General features: G+C 71.2%; 14 protein-coding genes. 4 read left to right on the forward strand and 10 right to left on the reverse strand.

The genetic code is table 11. The features are described 5' to 3' along the window. Positions 1-48: 48 nt before the first annotated feature. Positions 49-753, forward strand: coding sequence for a haloacid dehalogenase type II (locus tag ABZ880_RS49040; RefSeq protein WP_361277571.1), 705 nt, complete (start codon positions 49-51; stop codon positions 751-753). 22 nt (positions 754-775) lie between these two features. On the opposite strand, the gene ABZ880_RS49045 is transcribed toward ABZ880_RS49040, so the two are convergent. The 7 genes from ABZ880_RS49045 to ABZ880_RS49075 form a co-directional block, all read right to left on the reverse strand. Then, positions 776-994 carry a hypothetical protein gene (locus ABZ880_RS49045; RefSeq protein WP_361277572.1) on the reverse strand — a complete coding sequence of 73 codons (219 nt, stop codon included), beginning with the start codon at positions 992-994 and terminating at the stop codon, positions 776-778. A gap of 142 nt (positions 995-1,136) precedes the next feature. Beyond that, a complete protein-coding gene (locus ABZ880_RS49050; RefSeq protein ID WP_361277573.1) occupies positions 1,137-2,192 on the reverse strand; it encodes a protein kinase family protein in 1,056 nt (351 codons plus the stop codon). A gap of 58 nt (positions 2,193-2,250) precedes the next feature. Beyond that, positions 2,251-4,272, reverse strand: coding sequence for a S9 family peptidase (locus tag ABZ880_RS49055; protein WP_361277574.1), 2,022 nt, complete (start codon positions 4,270-4,272; stop codon positions 2,251-2,253). Between the two features lie 33 nt (positions 4,273-4,305). Further along, entirely contained in the window at positions 4,306-4,512 is a 207-nt protein-coding gene (locus ABZ880_RS49060; RefSeq protein WP_361277575.1) for a hypothetical protein, read from the reverse strand. Positions 4,513-4,870: 358 nt separating this feature from the next. Continuing rightward, positions 4,871-5,641 (reverse strand): aminoglycoside phosphotransferase family protein, encoded by a 771-nt coding sequence (locus tag ABZ880_RS49065; RefSeq protein ID WP_361277576.1) that lies wholly within the window; start codon positions 5,639-5,641, stop codon positions 4,871-4,873. Positions 5,642-5,647: 6 nt separating this feature from the next. Next, positions 5,648-6,310, reverse strand: coding sequence for a TetR/AcrR family transcriptional regulator (locus tag ABZ880_RS49070; RefSeq protein WP_361277577.1), 663 nt, complete (start codon positions 6,308-6,310; stop codon positions 5,648-5,650). 3 nt (positions 6,311-6,313) lie between these two features. Then, positions 6,314-7,009, reverse strand: coding sequence for a type 1 glutamine amidotransferase domain-containing protein (locus ABZ880_RS49075; protein WP_361277578.1), 696 nt, complete (start codon positions 7,007-7,009; stop codon positions 6,314-6,316). A 119-nt stretch (positions 7,010-7,128) separates the two neighbouring features. On the opposite strand from ABZ880_RS49075, the gene ABZ880_RS49080 reads away from it, so the two are divergent. Next, a complete protein-coding gene (locus tag ABZ880_RS49080) occupies positions 7,129-8,100 on the forward strand; it encodes a LysR family transcriptional regulator (RefSeq protein WP_361277579.1) in 972 nt (323 codons plus the stop codon). 6 nt (positions 8,101-8,106) lie between these two features. Here ABZ880_RS49080 and ABZ880_RS49085 read toward each other — a convergent pair whose 3' ends face one another. Further along, complete coding sequence (locus ABZ880_RS49085) at positions 8,107-8,583, reverse strand: (2Fe-2S)-binding protein (RefSeq protein ID WP_361277580.1); 477 nt, start codon at positions 8,581-8,583, stop codon at positions 8,107-8,109. 9 nt (positions 8,584-8,592) lie between these two features. Further along, a complete protein-coding gene (locus ABZ880_RS49090) occupies positions 8,593-10,929 on the reverse strand; it encodes a molybdopterin cofactor-binding domain-containing protein (RefSeq protein ID WP_361277581.1) in 2,337 nt (778 codons plus the stop codon). A gap of 269 nt (positions 10,930-11,198) precedes the next feature. Here ABZ880_RS49090 and ABZ880_RS49095 point away from each other — a divergent pair, with 269 nt between their 5' ends. Next, complete coding sequence (locus ABZ880_RS49095) at positions 11,199-13,370, forward strand: hypothetical protein (protein WP_361277582.1); 2,172 nt, start codon at positions 11,199-11,201, stop codon at positions 13,368-13,370. Positions 13,371-13,487: 117 nt separating this feature from the next. Here the strand turns inward: ABZ880_RS49095 and ABZ880_RS49100 are convergent, their stop codons facing one another. Continuing rightward, complete coding sequence (locus ABZ880_RS49100) at positions 13,488-14,366, reverse strand: fructosamine kinase family protein (RefSeq protein WP_361277583.1); 879 nt, start codon at positions 14,364-14,366, stop codon at positions 13,488-13,490. Positions 14,367-14,492: 126 nt separating this feature from the next. Between ABZ880_RS49100 and argG the strand changes: the two genes are divergently transcribed. Continuing rightward, positions 14,493-15,947 carry an argininosuccinate synthase gene (gene argG, locus ABZ880_RS49105; RefSeq protein WP_361277584.1) on the forward strand — a complete coding sequence of 485 codons (1,455 nt, stop codon included), beginning with the start codon at positions 14,493-14,495 and terminating at the stop codon, positions 15,945-15,947. Positions 15,948-16,093 lie beyond the last annotated feature (146 nt).

Consider the following 16,093-nt stretch of genomic DNA (forward strand, 5'->3'; position numbering starts at 1 on the left):
CGGTTGCCCCATGGGCACGCTGATTCGGCACGCTGCAGCCGCTGCTGAATGGCCACCTTCTGCAAGTTCGACAAGGAGAGTCAGTTGAGCGGTCCCGATCCCAGGTTCATCACGTTCGACATGTACGGAACCCTGACGGACTTCGCCATCGGCCCCGCCGCCAGAGAGGTGATCAAAGACGTAGCCCCGCCTGAGAAGTTGGACGCCTTTCTCCACCGGTTCAGCTGCTACCAGCTCGACGAAGTCATGGGCGACTGGCGGCCTTACGACGAGGTGATTCACCGAGCCTTCGAGCGGGCCTGCAAAAGCACCGGAGTCGAGTTCCGGCCGAGCGATCCCGCCAAGATCTTCGCGGCGATCCCGGGTTGGGGACCCCACGCGGATGTCCCGGAGCCCCTCGCGAAGCTCGCCGAGCGTTTCCCTCTCGTCATCATCTCCAACGCGGCAGACATACACGCCGAGCAGAATGTCGCGAAGCTCGGCGCACCGTTCCACGCGGTGTACACGGCCGAGATGGCGCAGGCGTACAAGCCGAGGCTGCGCGCCTTCGAGTTCATGTACGAGCAGTTGGACTGCAGGCCGGAGGAGACATTGCACGTGTCGTCCAGCCCACGCTACGACCTGCAATCGGCAACCGACCTCGGCGTGAGGGAAACCGTGTATCTCAACAGGGGATACGAGCCGTCGGCGCCCTTCTACCATGCGCACGAAGTCAGCTCCCTCGCTGGGGTGGTGGAGATTCTGGGCATCTGAGCGGCACCCGCCCGCATTCGGGCTACTGCCAGACCAGCGTGGCGACGCGATGGAAGTTGCCGCCCAGGATCGCGGTCACGGCGTAGCCCACACTCACCGAAACGAAGCCACCTCCGGGTCCGCGGTAGCGGGCCAATTCACCGACGTCCGCGCGCCTTTCCAACGGCAGGCAGCAGTGCTGCTCCCACAGCAAGGGGCGGCGATACGGTGCTGCAGATTCGTTCGGCATGGTGTGCAGCATGCCCGTATCCCACCCTGTGTGGCCTTCACCTGACGCACGTGTACTTGAACCTCGGCACTCCGTACTCGCAGCGAACTGGCCGCGCGTTTCCGGGAGTTGCCGACGGCGGACTGAATCGTCGACCAGGGCGGCTCCAAACCGGTCAACTCTGCTGCGCAGGCGTGCCGTTGAGGGCCGCACGGACGTCCGCCGCCGGAAACGGGGTGCGTTTGGTGCGGGTCAGCAAGCCGTGGACGAAGTCGTCGAAGACGAGTGCGGTTCGGGCATGCCGGTCGATGATCTCTGCGGTCTGCGGGGGCACGCCGGCGGGCCGGCGCCCTGCGGTCCAGTCGCGCAGGAACGTCCGGAGGTCGACGTTCTCGGCTGCGCGCTTGACCAGATGGTGGCGCAGGAGATGCGTCGGGACGTAGGAACGGTCGTAGACGAGGTGGTCGGTGAGGAAGTCGGCCTCTTCCGGGGCGAGTTCGAAGTGCGAGCTCAGTGCGAGGCCGAAGTCCGCGAAGTACACCCGGCGGCCGTCGGTGAGCAGGTTGAGGAAGTGCGCGTCGAAGTGGACGAATCCGCGCGAGCTCATGAACGCCGCCCCGCTGGTCACGGCCTCCTCGACCCAGGGGACGGCATCGCGGTTCTCGCCCAGCCAGGCGGCGAGCGTCTGCGGCACGTGCTCCAGGAAGAGCACCAGGCTGGACGATGACCGGCCGATGGCCTCCAACCGCTCTCGCACGGCGGCCGATCCCTCCCAGCGTTCTACGGCCCCTTCGACGCCCCCGAGTTCGTCGACGAAGCCCGTCGGCGGCCGGTCGGGCAGGATCCGCCAGTGGTACAGCAACGGAAATCCGGCGTACTCGCCCCGCAGCACCCACCCGTTGGCCATGAGGTGCGCGGCCAGCTCCCGCCAGGCGCCGAACCCCGCCGACCCCACCCCGTACTGGTAGAACAGCGGCAGGTCGAAGAGATTCGCCGTCGACCGCACGTTCTCGGGCCGCAGTTCGAGGTCCGTGAGCGGAACGCGCTTCACGAAGACACGCACGCCCTCCACCTCCAGCTCCGCCGACCGGCCACCGATCCCGGAGCCCAGCGCGGGCGCCGCGGCCACGGCGTCGGCGATCCTGCGGTCGCTGAGCAGACCGAGCGCCGCACTCACCGTGGCGTAGGCGGACAGGCGGGCGGGCCAGGGCGGTTCGGTTGCCGAGGGCATGGGCGGACTCCCGGATCGAGCGGTCGGAGCAGTGCGGGGCGCTTCCTCGCTCCTGCGGTCAAAGGAGTGCAGGTCGTTTCCATTCCCGACCCAGGACATGGTGGTCGAGGAAGTTCAGCATCGTCTCGTACATGATCCGCACATGGTTCGGCGACCGGATCGCATGGCTCTCGTCCGGGAAGTACAGGAACCTTACGGGCACGCCGAGTTGCAGCAGGTCGTTGTGGAGTGCCAGGGCCTGGCCCACCGGGACCCGGTAGTCCTTGCCGCCCTGCACGATCAGCATCGGTGTTGCCGACTTCGCCATGTTCGCGGCGTCGAGGTGCGGTGAGTTGGCCTCGTAGCGCTCGCGCCGTGTCCGCGGGTCGCCGAAGATCTTCTGGAAGTAGGCGTGCATGTCCGTGTCGTAGTGGAAGGCCTCCAGATTCCACATGCCTGCCTGCGTGACGAGCGCCTTGAACCGGTCGGTGCGGGTCGCGGTCAGGTTGGCCAGATAGCCGCCGTAGGACCAGCCGGCCAGGCCGGTCCGGCTCGCGTCGAGGTCCGCGCGGGCCAGTGCCGCGTCCGTCAGCGCGAGGACGTCACGGTAGGGCTGACCGGCGTACTGGCCCCGGCCGCGCTCCTGCATGCGCTGCCCGTAGCCGGTGGACAGGGCCGGGTCGGGCAGCAGCACCGCGTAGCCGCGGGCCGCGAACGCCCAGGGGTTCCACTGCCAGGTCCAGGTGTTCGAGGAGGCCTGCGGTCCGCCGTGCGGGACGACGACCAGCGGCGCGGGGCGCTCGGCCGAGGCGCCCTCGGGCAGGGTGAGCCAGGCCCGCAGCGGGAATCCGTCGTCCGCCTCGGTGTGCACCTCGGTCAGGGTGCCGGGGAGCTGGCCGAGGTTGCCGGGGGTCTTGAGCGGCGTGGGGAGTTGATCGGCCGTGGTGGTGTCCAGCCGGACGACTCGGGGTGGGCTGTCGACCGTGCAGTGCAGCGCGTAGAGGGTGGTTCCGTCGGGCGAGACGCACAGCGCGGTGTGGGCGCCGTAGGCGGTCAGACGGGTGACCGTGCCGTCCGCGTCGCGGCGGAAAATTGGGCGGTGGCCCTGTTCGTCTCCGGTGAAGAAGAGGGTGGCGTCCCCGGGGATCGGTGAGGGGACCGGGCGTCCCGGCCACGGCCAGTTGTCGAACTCCGGCAGGAGATCGGTTTCTTCGCCGGAGGCCAGGTCGAACGCGACGAGGGTGACCCTCCACTCCGTGTCGTACGTCTCCTCCCGCTGCCGCTGACAGATCAGCCGCGCGCCGTCGGCGGTGAACACCGGGCAGTAGTACTGGTGGCCGGGGCGCGAGAGGGTGCGCAGTTCGGCGCCGGTGGCGGCGTCGGCGATCACGATGGTGTTCGTGTCCGGGGTACGGCTGGTGGCGGCACGCGTGTGGACAACCAGCGTTCCGTCCGGCGAGAGGGCCATGTCCCCGCTGCCCGCGAAACCCTGGCTTCCGGCGTCGATCACGCCTGCGTCGGTGTGCAGGACGAAGGTGTGCGGTTCGTCGGAGCCGAGGTCGACGCCTCCGCCACGGACCGGGCTCGCCTCGTACAGGACCGCGTTGACCTTGGCCTTCTCGCGGTCTTGGCGAAGCCGGGCGTGCGTGTCGACATCCTCGGCGCCGGGCAGCAGACCGGCGGTGTAGGCGACGGTGTCCGAGCCCCTGGCGACGGTGAACGCCCTGATCCCGCCCGGGTGTTGGGCGATCGGCTCGGCCTTGCCGTGCTCGGTCAGCGCCCACAGTGCCACGCTCCGGGAGTCGCCTTCACTGTCGGCGGATGCGCCGTTCTCGCGGCCGGAGAGGAACAGCAGCGTGCCGTCGGCGGCGAAGGCGGGAGCGAACTCGCCCTGGCCGGACTCGTCCACTGGGCGGGGCTCTCGCTCGCCGGACGGGTCCACTTCCCACAGCGTCGGGACGTATTTCGTTCCCTCGTCGTCGATCGTCTCCACGGACAGGATCAACCGCGTCCCGTCGGGCCCGAGGACCAAGTCCGTGGGACGCGGCTCTGCGATGAGCCGGTCATGGAATGCGGGGACATCACTCGAGGCGTAGTCCATGACGATCATCCTGCACGCCAACCACCCAGGGGGCTACGGGCGTTCCTCCCCCAACGCCTTCATGTCCGAGGCACCCGGCGGGACGGTGTTGTCATAGACGGCCGCCGACAGTACGTCCCGGACGGGTGCGGGCACGGGGACGGTCACCGGGTCCCAGGGCCGGTTGTGGCGATGCGCACCCGGCGGCCGTCCCGCGCGGTGCCCGTGGTCGAGGTGACGCTCGGCTCGTCGGGGAGCCAACTGCCGTTTGAGGCAGGCGAGTTGCGCAAGGTCCTGGCACAGACCGGGTCGGGGACGGTGCCGAGGTGGGGGATACGGCCGTCGGCGTGCAGGTGGGTGATGACGGCCGGCGGGCACCAAAGTGCGGGTGCTGGTACACCGCCAACTCCTCGGCTCCCGGCGGCCGCAGACCGTCCGCCCGGTGCAGGGCGCGGGCCGCGGGCGGGAGTGCGAGGGTGGCGGTACCGGTGACGGAAAGCGGTGCGTCGAGATTGCTGAACTCGTAGTACGTCACCGCGGCCGCGTCGGCCGGACGTGGGGGCCGGGCGTCGGTGCGGGCGGAGGCCTCCTCGTCGGCGTGGGCGAACGCCGGCTCGCGCTATTCGAAGAGATGTCGATGCGCGTTGCTCCAGGCGGCCCTGGCGTCGAGCTCGGCCGGAAAACCGGCCGCGACCCAGGTGGCCTGTGGCTCGTGACCCTGCGCCGCCAACTGCCGTACGGCGGCGGCCGTGTCGCGCTGCCGGTCGATGACGGCGTCGACCATGCCCTCGGTGGACTCCAACCCGTAGGCGGTGCAGAAGAGTTCAAGCCGTCGGCGGCGGTCGGGCGGGACCGGGTACCGCAGCCGGCGTACACATTCCGTGTCGTCGCGGAACGGGGCGACGTACTCCAGCGCGTAGGCCACGTCGTGTACCCGCGGTCCGGGCCGGGCGAAGTCCCAGTCGATGATGCCCACCGGTTGGCCGTCCCGCCAGACGATGTTCCAGGGGCCGAAGTCCCCGTGGCAGACGACGCCTTGGGTGTCGGGTCCGGCTCCGCCCGGGGGCCAGGTCGCCCCGGGTGGTGGCGTGAAGTCCGCGCAGGCGTCGTGGTAGGCGCGCAGGAGGCGGGCGAAGGCGCGCAGGCCGTCGTCGGGTACGACGTTCGCCCAGCCAGCGGGGCCGGATTCGCCCTCGATGTGGGTGAGGATCTCGCGGCCCTCGTCGTCGAAGCCCAGCGGCCGGGGTGCGTGGGCGAAGCCGACGTTCTCGAGGTGTGCGAGGAGCGCGTGGGTGGTGGGGGTCCAGGGCTGGGCGGGCCGCCGGACGGTGTTCCCGATCCGTACGACCCGGCGGTGGGCCCCGTCCTGCAGTACCTCTTCACGCTCCATCGGGCGTCAGCGTATCGGCGTCGGCGCACCCAGCAGTCCGGTCAGCAGGGCGTCGGTCGCGGGCGTCAGCAGTCGTCTGGCGTCCGGAGCGGATTCCAGCCCGGCGACGAGCGCGAGGCAGATGTCCGCCGCTTCGGCGGGCTCGATCACGGACGGGGCGCCGGGATCAGCCGGATCGATCACGGACGAGGCGCCGGCAGCAGCGGGCTCGATCGCGACGGGCGCGCCGGTCTCGGCGGGTTCGATCGCGCCCGGGATGCCGGCCTCGGTGAACAGGGCGGTGAGCAGGTGTCGTAGGTCGGCCGTGAAGGTGTGGCAGATGTCGGCGAACAACCGGGTCTTGTGGTCGAGGAGTTCGGTGGTGTGCGGGGAGTCGCCGGAGAGGTGGAGGACCAGGTCGAGCTTGGCGGCCAGGACGTCCCGGATGCGGTCGACGCAGGGGGCGTCCGGGGCCGTGGCCGCCGTCCGGGCCCGCGCGAGGGCCTGCGTGTGCAGGCGGGCGGCGAGCCGGCGGAAGGCGTCGTCCTTGTTGTTCACGTACAGGTAGAGCGTCGACCGGGACACGCCCATGCCGGTGGCGATGTCGTCCATCGTGGTGCGCCGCACGCCGTACCGGGTCAGGCAGTCGTAGGCGGAGTCGAGGACCTCGTCGAGCCGGTCGGCGGGCATGGTTCAGCCCAGCTTCTTCAGCAGCTCGGCGGCGAGCGGGGCGGAGGAGGCGGGGTTCTGGCCGGTGACGAGGTTGCGGTCGACGACGACGTTCGGCACCCACGGCTCGCCGACCCGGACTCGCACGCCGGCCTCGGTCAGGCGGTCCTGCAGCAGCCACTTGGCCTTGTCGGCGAAACCGGCCTGGGCCTCCTCGGCGTTGGTGAACGCGGCCACCTCGTACCCGGCGAAGGAGTTGCTGCCGTCGGCCTGGGTGGCGGCGAGCAGCGCTGCCGGGGCGTGGCAGACGACGCCCAGCGGCCTGCCGGACTCCAGGGCGAGGGTGAGGAGCCTGCCGGAGTCGGCGTTGACCGCGAGGTCCTCCATCGGGCCGTGGCCGCCGGGGTAGAACACCGCGGCGTAGTCGTCGAGGTTCACGTCCTCCACGCGGATCGGGTTCTGCAGCTCGGGGGCGGACGAGAGGAGTTCGGCGATCCGGTCGGCGTTCTCCTGCCCGCCGTTGACCTCGGCCGCGAGGCTGCCCTTGTCGACGGTCGGTACGACGCCGCCGGGCGTGGCGACGACGATCTCGTGGCCGGCGGCCTTGAAGGCCTCGTACGGGGCGGCGGCCTCCTCCGCCCAGAAGCCGGTGGGGTGCTGGGTGCCGTCGGCCAGCGTCCAGTGGTCGGCGCCGGTCATCACGAAAAGGATCTTCGACATGGTGTGTCTCCGAGGGGTGGCTGGGGCGACTGGCTGACGTTCTGTGCTTGGTTCGTCAGCGTGGCGATGTCCCCGACCGTAAGCCCGCACACCCATTGGAATCCAATAGGCTCATCCATATGAGGCATAGGGAAACCAATGACCTGGAGGAAAGCCGAGAGGAGAGGGCGCAGGTCGGCGCTGCGGCGGCACTGGACCTGAACCTGCTGCGTACGTTCCTCGCGGTGTACCGCACCGGCTCCTTCACGGCCGCGGCGCGCCTGCTCGGGCTCTCCCAGCCCACGGTCACCACACAGATCCGCGCCCTGGAGCGGCAGCTGGACCGCGAGTTGTTCGAGCGCCAGGCGCGCGGCGTCTCCCCCGCCCCGTACGCGGACGAGCTCGCCGCCCGGATCGTGCAGCCCCTGGACTCCCTCGCCGCGGTCACCGGCCGGGGCGGCAGCGGCGAGGACCGTGCACCGGAGCCGGTGCATCTGGCGGGCCCGCACGAGTATCTGACCCGCTCCGTCCTGCCCGTGCTCGCACCCCTGGTGGAGCGGGGCGTGCGGCTGCGCATCACCCCCGGCCTGACCGAGCCGCTCCTCGACGACCTGCGCGCAGGCCGCCACGACCTGGTGATCGCGACCTACCGTCCGCGCGGCCGCGCGCTGGCCTCCGTGCCGCTCGGCGACGAGGAGTTCGTGCTGGTCGCCGCCCCGGGATGGGCGGGGCGCATCGGCGGCCCCGCCCGGATCGCCGCCGCCGGGCCGGCCGTGCTGCACGGCGTCCCCCTTGTCGCCTACGCCGAGGATCTGCCGATCGTCCGCCGGTACTGGCGTCATGTGTTCGGCAGGCGCCTGGTGTGGCAGCCGGCGGTGACCATGCCCGACCTCAACGCCGTGACGGCGGCGGTGGCCGGCGGTGCGGGCTTCAGCGTGCTGCCGCGCTATCTGTGCGCCGACGAACTGGCCTCGGGCGCCCTGGTCCTGCTGCACGAACCCGACGACCCGCCCATCAACACCGCCTTCCTCGTCCAGCGCCCCGGGGCCTCGGCCAACCCGCACGTGGCGCTCGTACGCGACCTTCTGCTGGAGCAGGCACGAATCCTGTAGGCGGTCTCAGTACTTCTTCGCGCCCGCCACGATGGCCTCCCGGATGCGGTGGTACGTGCCGCAGCGGCACACGTTGCGGATCTCGTCGAGCTCGGCCTCGCTGATCTCGCGGCCCTCCTCGCGGGCCTGGCGGACCTTGGCGACGGCGGTCATGATCTGCCCGGGCTGGCAGTACCCGCACTGGGCGACGTCGTACTCCAGCCAGGCCTCCTGCATCGGGTGCAGATCCTTGCCGACGGTGGCGGGCAGGCCCTCGATGGTCGTCACCTCGTCGGTGGGGCCGACGTCCTTGACGGGGACGCTGCAGGGGTTGAACGCCTTGCCGTTGATGTGGCTCGTACAGGCCTGGCACACGCCGAGCCCGCAGCCGTACTTCGGCCCGGTGACGCCCAGGACGTCCCGCAGCGCCCACAGCAGCCGTACGTCGTCCTCGATGTCCACGGTCACGGATCTGCCGTTGAGGATGAAGGTGTGTTCGGGCACGGTCGGCTCCTAGAAGGCGCGGTCGAGGCCGTCGGTGGGCGAGGCGGGGATCGGCGGAGTGGTGGGCAGCGGCTCGAAGCCGAGCGGTTCGCCGTGGTTGATCGGGAAGGTCGTCGGCATGGCGCCGGTCGCGCGGCCGTACGCGCAGGCCACGGCCGCCATCGCGCCCGCGACGGCCAGCTCGCCGGCGCCGCCGGGCTTTCCGGTGGTCGGCGGCATCACGACGATCTCCAGCTCGGGCGGGGTGTTCCACTGCCGGGTGTAGAAGTAGTTGTCCCAACTGCCTTCCAGGAAGTGCCCGTCCGCGAGGTGCAGCCCGGAGCTGAGGGTGATCGCGATGCCGTCCATGATGCCGCCCATCATCTGGGCCTGAAGGCCGCGCGGGTTGACGGCCAGCCCGGCGTCGACGGCGCAGACGACCTTGGTGACGCGCGGGCCGGTGTAGGCGTCGGGGACCGTGCGGCCGGTGGTCCCGGGTCGGCAGTCGATCTCGGCGAGGACGGCGACGCAGGAGTGGTACTCGGGGTGCAGCGCGATGCCCTGCGCCGTCCCGGCGGGCATGCTCCTCCCCCACTCTCCCACCTCGGCGACCTTGTCGAGGACGGCCCGGGCGCGGTCGTCCTTGAGGAAGGTCCGGCGGAACTTGTAGGGGTCCTTGCCCATGCGCTTGGCCAGCTCGTCCACCACCAGCTCCTGCGCGCAGCGCACGTTGGGCGAGTAGATGTTGCGCATGGAGCCGGTGTTGAAACCCTTGTCCACCTCGCTCAACAGCTGGGTGACGACACCGAAGTTGTACGGCGTCTGCTGGGTGAGCGCGAAGATCGTCTCGGAGAAGGTGAGGTCGCCGACCGGCAGTCGGGCGGCCTCGGCGGTGATGATCTCGCCGACGCCGTGGCCGAAGTCGGTGGCCACGGAGGTGTGGCGCTGGTCGTAGGTGAGGACCTGGCCGAGCGCGTAGGTGGCCCGCACCCGGGAGATGGACATCGGGTGGGTGCGGCCCTGGCGGAAGTCGTCGGTGCGGTGCCACATCAGCCTGACCGGCTTGCCCATGGCCTTGGAGATCTCGGCGGCCTCGGCGGCCCCGTCGTGGAAGAGCTTGCGCCCGAAGGAGCCGCCGCCCTCGGTGACATGGACCTTGACCGCGGCCGTGGGCAGGCCGAGCGTGAGCGCGATCTGCTCCTGGGCGGTGATCGGGGACTTCAGGCTCGCCCAGATCTCCGCCGAGTCCTCGCGTACGTCGGCGACGGCGCAGTTGGTCTCCAGGGCGCTGTTGCTGGCGAAGTGGAAGGTGAAGCGGGCGTCGACCGACTTGGTCAGCAAGTCGAGCGCGGGCAGCGGGAGTTCGGCCTTGCGGAGTTCGGCGTGGACGGTGTCGTCGGAGGCGCCCTCCGCGGTGCCCGGCCCCCAGGTCACCTGCAGTGCGCGCACCGCGTCGATGCACTGCCCGAAGGTGCGGCCGCGGACGGCGACGCCGGTGGAGATCCGTACGACGTCGGTGATGCCGGGCATGGCCCGCGCCTCGGCGAGGTTGTCGACGGAGCGGACCGTGCCGTTGATCGTCGGCGGCCGGCACACCATGGCCGGCAGCGCGCCCGGCACGTGCAGGTCCATCGCGAACGTCTTGCGGCCGGTCACCGCCGCCAGCGCGTCGACGCGGCGCTGCGCGGTCCCGATGACCTTGAACTCGGAGGCGTCCTTGAGGGTGACCGACACCTGACTGGTCGTCACACCGGCTGCCCTCTCGGCGAGTTCGCCGTAGGTGAGGCTCTTGCCGCTGACCGAGGAGGTGATGATCCCGGCCTTCGCGGTCAGGGTGTCGAGGGCCTCGCCCAGTTCGAGTGCGGCGGCCTGGAGGAGTCGGCCGCGGGCGACGGCAGCCGCCACCCGGACCGGGGTGAAGGTGGAGACGGTGGTGTTGGAACCTCCGGTGAGCTGGTTGAACAGCAGCTCGGGGCGCGCCTCGGCGAGCGTGACGCGGACCTGGTCCAGTGGGAGGTCGAGCTCCTCGGCGACGATCATGGCGGTGGAGGTGGTGATGCCCTGGCCGACCTCGGCGCGCGGCAGGGCGAAGGAGGCGGTGCCGTCGCTGTCGAGGCGGATGGTGATCAGGTTGGCCGTGGGCAGGGTGGCGTGGGTGAGCATGTCGTTGAGGTCGTAGATCTCGGCGGGCCCCGGCGCGGAGGGGACCGCCGCGGCCGCCCTGGTGGGGGCGAGGGCGGCCTCGCCGAGTTCGGCGGCGACGGTCAGCGTCGAGGCGGCCAGGACGTATCCCAGGAAGCGGCGGCGCCCGATGCCGTCCGCGGCGGGGGCGGCTCCCGGCGGCTGCGGGTGTTCGTGGGCTCCCATCGGCTGTCCTCCCAAGGGCGCGGCTCCCGCCTTGATGGCGGACCCCGACTGTGCACGTCAGGCCCGTGCCGCGGAAGATCCCGGTGCCGCTTCCACACGGAAACGCCATAACTGGCTCCGGGTGTGAAGCCTGGCGGGCCGCGGTCCGGCGTGGTGCCGGGCATCACGCCGGGTCGCGGTCCGGCGCGCTTCCGGGCATCGGTGCGCCGGGGGGCGGCCTGCCGAAAACTCGAATGCGGCCGCCCGAACATCTCTGCGATCCTTCCGGAATGTCCCACCCTCTGGAACCGCTGGTCATCCGGCACACCCACCGTCTCCCCCTGCCGACCGGTCCGGCCGGTCAAGGGGACGTCGCGGCGCGGCAGTTCGACGCCGTGCTGATGTCCGTGGGCTTCAAGCTCTCGGCACAGCTGCTGGAGCACCTGTCGGGGCTGTCCGAGGGGACGGTCGTCGACACCGCCGTCCGCACGCTGCGCACGGTCCGTGAAATGGCCGGCGACCACGTCCGGCACAACGTCTACTTCATCGACTTCCCGGCCAACGTGCCCGACACGTTCGACTTCTGGACGCAGTGCATCGCCGAGGCCCTGGCCGACGACTCCGCGCGCGCCTCGACGATCTCCCAGCTTCGGAGCGGTGTGCTGAACCTGCTCACGCTCCCCTCCTACGGCAACTACCGGCACGCGTACGCCGAAATGCTGGCCGCCCACGACGAGTTGATCGCGGCGGCGGGCGACCGGCTGACCGTCCTGCACCTGGGCGGGACGGCGGACGACGAGGTCACCGCCCTGTATCTGGCGCTGGCCGGCAGCAGCACACCGCTGGGCGAGGAGCACCTGGGCGACCTCAGGACGCTCGCCGGGCACTGTGTGGACGGCCCGCAGCCCGAGGCGATCCCGGTCCGGGAGAACCGGGCGGTCGTCAACGAGGCCCGCCTGTCGGCTGGTTCGGGCCTCCTCCTCGACACCGTCACCGACGTGCTGCGGCTCGCCTGCGCGGTGGCGGGCGGTGATGTGACGCTCCAGGAGCCCACCCGTTTCCGCACGGTGCCGCGTCCGGTCCGCCGCGCGCTGCTCGCCGGCCTGGATTCCCTCGTCGCGGCGACGCCCGCCAAGCTGGCCGACGTCAGCGCGTACCGTGAGCCGTGGAAGCGGCTCGGAGAGCGCCTCCACCCGCACGAGTACCCCCAGTGGCCGCATGCCGCCGAGGTGTTCGCCGTCGCCCGCGGCGAGCAGCAGGTCCGGTCCTTCGACAGCCGCGTCGAGGAGCTGCTGGGCCGGCACGACGTCGCCGGTGCGGCCGAACTGCTCAAGTCCGCGCCGGGCAAGCTGTTCCGTTCCCTGGACCGGCTGCTGCGCATGGCGCTGACGCAGGACGAGCGCGAGGCCGTCGTGGTGGCCGCCGAGCAGGTGGTGTCCGACGTGGCGGGCCGGGTCGTGCTGTCGGTGCGCGAACACCTGCACAACCGGGCCGAGGAGACCGGCGAGCGCCGTGTCTTCGTCAACCGGCTCGGCCGCGCCTGGGTCACCGAGGACGTACGGCCGCCCGTGCTGCCGGCGGAGCGCAAGCGTCTGATCGCCGCCCTGGACGCGGAGATACGGCGCCGACTGCCCTCCCCGGAGCGGCTGTTGGTCGACCCGAGCATCCTGGACGTCGCGCTTCCGCTCAGCGGCAGGGCGACTGCGGCGGGGCTCGGTGTGCTGCCCCGGGGCTCCGTCTCGCCGGTCGACGGCGAGCTGCTGCGGTTCTTCGTGTACTGGAAGCAGGCCGAGCACAGGACGGACTTCGACCTGTCGGCGGTGATGCTGGACGCCCGGTATCGCACCGTGTCCTGGCTGTCGTACACGTCCCTCACGCAGTTCGAGGGCGAGCACTCGGGCGACATCACCGAAGCGCCGGACGGTGCCTCGGAGTTCATCAACCTGCGGCTGGGCGCCGTGCACAGCACCTTCATCGTGCCGCAGGTCAACATCTTCGCGGGCGAGGGCTTCGAGGAGGTCGAGGAGTCCTTCTTCGGCTTCATGCTGCGCGAGGGCGAGCAGCAGGGCCGGCCGTTCGAGCCGCGCACGGTGCGCATGAAGTCGGAGCTGCGGGGTCCGGGCCGGGTCGCGCTGCCGCTGGCGTTCAGGCGCGGGCGGGACGGCAGTTGGACCGCCAAGTGGCTGCACCTGTACCTGAAGGGAACGCCGGCGGCCAACCGGATCGAGGGCAACCGGGTCACGGTCGCGACGCTGCTGCGCGGCATCGTCGAGCGCGACCACATCGGTGTCCGGTACGTCACCGATCTGCTGGCCGAGGGCGGGACCTCGGTGACCCTGTGGGACGGTGAGACGATCCCGGAGGGTCCCGTCACCTACATCGGCCTGGAGCGGCCCGAGGGGCTGCACCCGGACTCCCGGGTCATCACCCCCGAAAATCTGCGCGACTTGATCCCCGACTGACTGTTAGGGTTGCCGCAGGCGAGGCCATGAACGGACTTCCTTCTCACTCACTCCTGAATCTAGTCCGCTCGCTTGATGCCGGGCCCCCTGTTCACTGCGCAGGGGGCCCGGCGCATGTCACGCCAGGGCCCCGCGCGCCGCCGCGAGAGCCTGCTCGGCGTAGCCGCGCCCGAACAGCACGGCGTGCACCAGCAGCGGGAAGAGCTGGTGCAGCCCGACGCGGTCCGCCCATCCTTCGGCGAGGGGTGCCGCCTGCTGGTAGCCGTCGAGCACCTGCTCCAGGTGCGGGCAGCCGAAGAGCTGCAGCATCGCCAGGTCGGTCTCCCGGTGCCCGCCGTGCGCGGCCGGGTCGATCAGCCAGGCGTGTCCGTCGGCGCCCCACAGGACGTTGCCGTTCCACAGGTCGCCGTGCAGCCGGGCGGGCGGCTCGGCGGGCCCCGCCAACTCGGGCAGCCGCTCGCAGACCCGCTCGACGACGGCCGTCTCGGCCGGGCGGAGGGTGCCGCGGTCGACTGCCGCACGCAGATACGGCAGCACGCGGTGCTCGGCGTACCAGCGGGACCAGTCGGTGCCGGTGACGTTGCGCATCGGGGCGAGCCCGATGTAGGCGTTCACGAGACCGCCGGGCGGCGGGGCGCCGAACGCGGGCGCGCCCGCGGCGTGCAGGGCGGCCAGGCCCCGGCCGAACCGCACGGCCGCCTGTGCCGTCGGCCGCCCCTGCGGCACGAGGTCGGTCACCAGCCAGCGCCGGTCGTAGCCGTGCACATGGGGGACGCGGACCGTGCCGGCGTCGGCCAGCCAGCACAGCCCCGCCGCCTCGGCGTGCACCGCGCCGGGCTCGTCCCCGCGCTTGACCATCACCAACTGCCCGCCGTCCAGGCCGACTTCGGCGAGCGACCCGGACAGCCTGCGCTCGCCGCGCACCGCGTGGCCGGTGATGCGCGCGGCCGCGGCGCCCGGGTCCTCGCCGTCCTCGGCCATCAGTGGATGTGTCATGTGACATACCACTGGGCGCACAGCCCACCCCACCGGACGTACCGCTCACAGATCCGCACGGGCACCAGAGTAAGGGCCGCACCTCCGCCCTTTGCATGACCATGCGAGATGATGCATACTCTTCCTATGTCCAAGGTCCTCACCTCCCTCCCCGCCGGCGAGCGCATCGGCATTGCCTTCTCCGGTGGCCTCGACACCTCCGTCGCGGTCGCGTGGATGCGCGACAAGGGTGCCGTTCCCTGCACCTACACCGCCGACATCGGCCAGTACGACGAGCCCGACATCACCTCGGTGCCCGGCCGCGCGAAGACCTACGGTGCCGAGATCGCGCGCCTGGTCGACTGCCGCGCGGCGTTGGTCGAGGAGGGCCTGGCCGCGCTGACCTGCGGTGCGTTCCACATCCGCTCGGGCGGGCGGGCCTACTTCAACACCACGCCGCTCGGCCGCGCCGTCACGGGCACGCTGCTGGTGCGGGCGATGCTCGAGGACAACGTCCAGATCTGGGGCGACGGCTCGACGTACAAGGGCAACGACATCGAGCGGTTCTACCGCTACGGCCTGCTCGCCAACCCCCACCTGCGCATCTACAAGCCCTGGCTGGACGCGGCGTTCGTGACCGAACTCGGCGGCCGCAAGGAGATGTCCGAGTGGCTGGTCGCCCACAAGCTGCCCTACCGGGACTCGACGGAGAAGGCCTACTCCACCGACGCCAACATCTGGGGCGCCACCCACGAGGCCAAGACCCTCGAGCACCTGGACACCGGGATCGAGACCGTCGACCCGATCATGGGCGTGAAGTTCTGGGACCCGTCGGTCGAGATCGCCACCGAGGACGTGACGATCGGCTTCGACCAGGGCCGCCCGGTGACGATCAACGGCAAGGAGTTCGCCTCCGCCGTCGACCTGGTGATGGAGGCCAACGCCATCGGCGGCCGCCACGGCCTGGGCATGTCCGACCAGATCGAGAACCGCATCATCGAGGCCAAGAGCCGCGGCATCTACGAGGCGCCCGGCATGGCCCTGCTGCACGCCGCGTACGAGCGCCTGGTCAACGCGATCCACAACGAGGACACCCTCGCGCAGTACCACAACGAGGGCCGTCGCCTCGGCCGCCTCATGTACGAGGGCCGCTGGCTGGACCCGCAGGCGCTGATGATCCGCGAGTCGCTGCAGCGCTGGGTCGGCTCGGCGGTCACCGGCGAGGTCACGCTGCGGCTGCGGCGCGGCGAGGACTACTCGATCCTCGACACCACGGGCCCGGCGTTCAGCTACCACCCGGACAAGCTGTCCATGGAGCGCACCGAGGACTCCGCGTTCGGCCCGGTGGACCGGATCGGCCAGCTCACGATGCGCAACCTCGACATCGCCGACTCCCGCGCCAAGCTGGAGCAGTACGTCGGCCTCGGCCTGATCGGCACCGGCAGCCCCACCATCGGCGCCTCCCAGGCGGCCGCGACCGGGCTGATCGGCACCATGCCGGAGCTGCCGGAGGGCGGCGCCGAGGCCATCGCCTCCCGCGGCGAGGTCTCCGAGGAGGACCAGCTGCTGGACCGCGCCGCGATGGAGTCCGGCACGGACTGACCGGCACGGCGGACGCCCCACTCGACAAGGCCGGCCCGACGCCACACGGCGTCGGGGCGGCCGGTGCCGCGGGCCGACGCGGCCGCCACGCCCAGGGCGGCGGGGGGCGGGGCGGGCTGCGCCCGGCGGCGGGGCGGGGCGGCCCC

The organism is Streptomyces sp. NPDC047043 (assembly GCF_040644055.1).
Taxonomy (GTDB): domain Bacteria; phylum Actinomycetota; class Actinomycetes; order Streptomycetales; family Streptomycetaceae; genus Streptomyces.

Bases quoted from the DNA above. Each gene is read 5' to 3' on its own strand.
- ABZ880_RS49075 (WP_361277578.1), bottom strand. From the start codon at position 7,009: ATGTCGAAGATCCTTTTCGTGATGACCGGCGCCGACCACTGGACGCTG.
- ABZ880_RS49040 (WP_361277571.1), top strand. From the start codon at position 49: ATGGCCACCTTCTGCAAGTTCGACAAGGAGAGTCAGTTGAGCGGTCCC.
- ABZ880_RS49080 (WP_361277579.1), top strand. From the start codon at position 7,129: ATGAGGCATAGGGAAACCAATGACCTGGAGGAAAGCCGAGAGGAGAGG.
- ABZ880_RS49070 (WP_361277577.1), bottom strand. From the start codon at position 6,310: ATGCCCGCCGACCGGCTCGACGAGGTCCTCGACTCCGCCTACGACTGC.
- ABZ880_RS49055 (WP_361277574.1), bottom strand. From the start codon at position 4,272: ATGGACTACGCCTCGAGTGATGTCCCCGCATTCCATGACCGGCTCATC.
- ABZ880_RS49045 (WP_361277572.1), bottom strand. From the start codon at position 994: ATGCTGCACACCATGCCGAACGAATCTGCAGCACCGTATCGCCGCCCC.
- ABZ880_RS49065 (WP_361277576.1), bottom strand. From the start codon at position 5,641: ATGGAGCGTGAAGAGGTACTGCAGGACGGGGCCCACCGCCGGGTCGTA.
- ABZ880_RS49090 (WP_361277581.1), bottom strand. From the start codon at position 10,929: ATGGGAGCCCACGAACACCCGCAGCCGCCGGGAGCCGCCCCCGCCGCG.
- ABZ880_RS49100 (WP_361277583.1), bottom strand. From the start codon at position 14,366: ATGACACATCCACTGATGGCCGAGGACGGCGAGGACCCGGGCGCCGCG.
- ABZ880_RS49050 (WP_361277573.1), bottom strand. From the start codon at position 2,192: ATGCCCTCGGCAACCGAACCGCCCTGGCCCGCCCGCCTGTCCGCCTAC.
- argG (WP_361277584.1), top strand. From the start codon at position 14,493: ATGTCCAAGGTCCTCACCTCCCTCCCCGCCGGCGAGCGCATCGGCATT.
- ABZ880_RS49095 (WP_361277582.1), top strand. From the start codon at position 11,199: ATGTCCCACCCTCTGGAACCGCTGGTCATCCGGCACACCCACCGTCTC.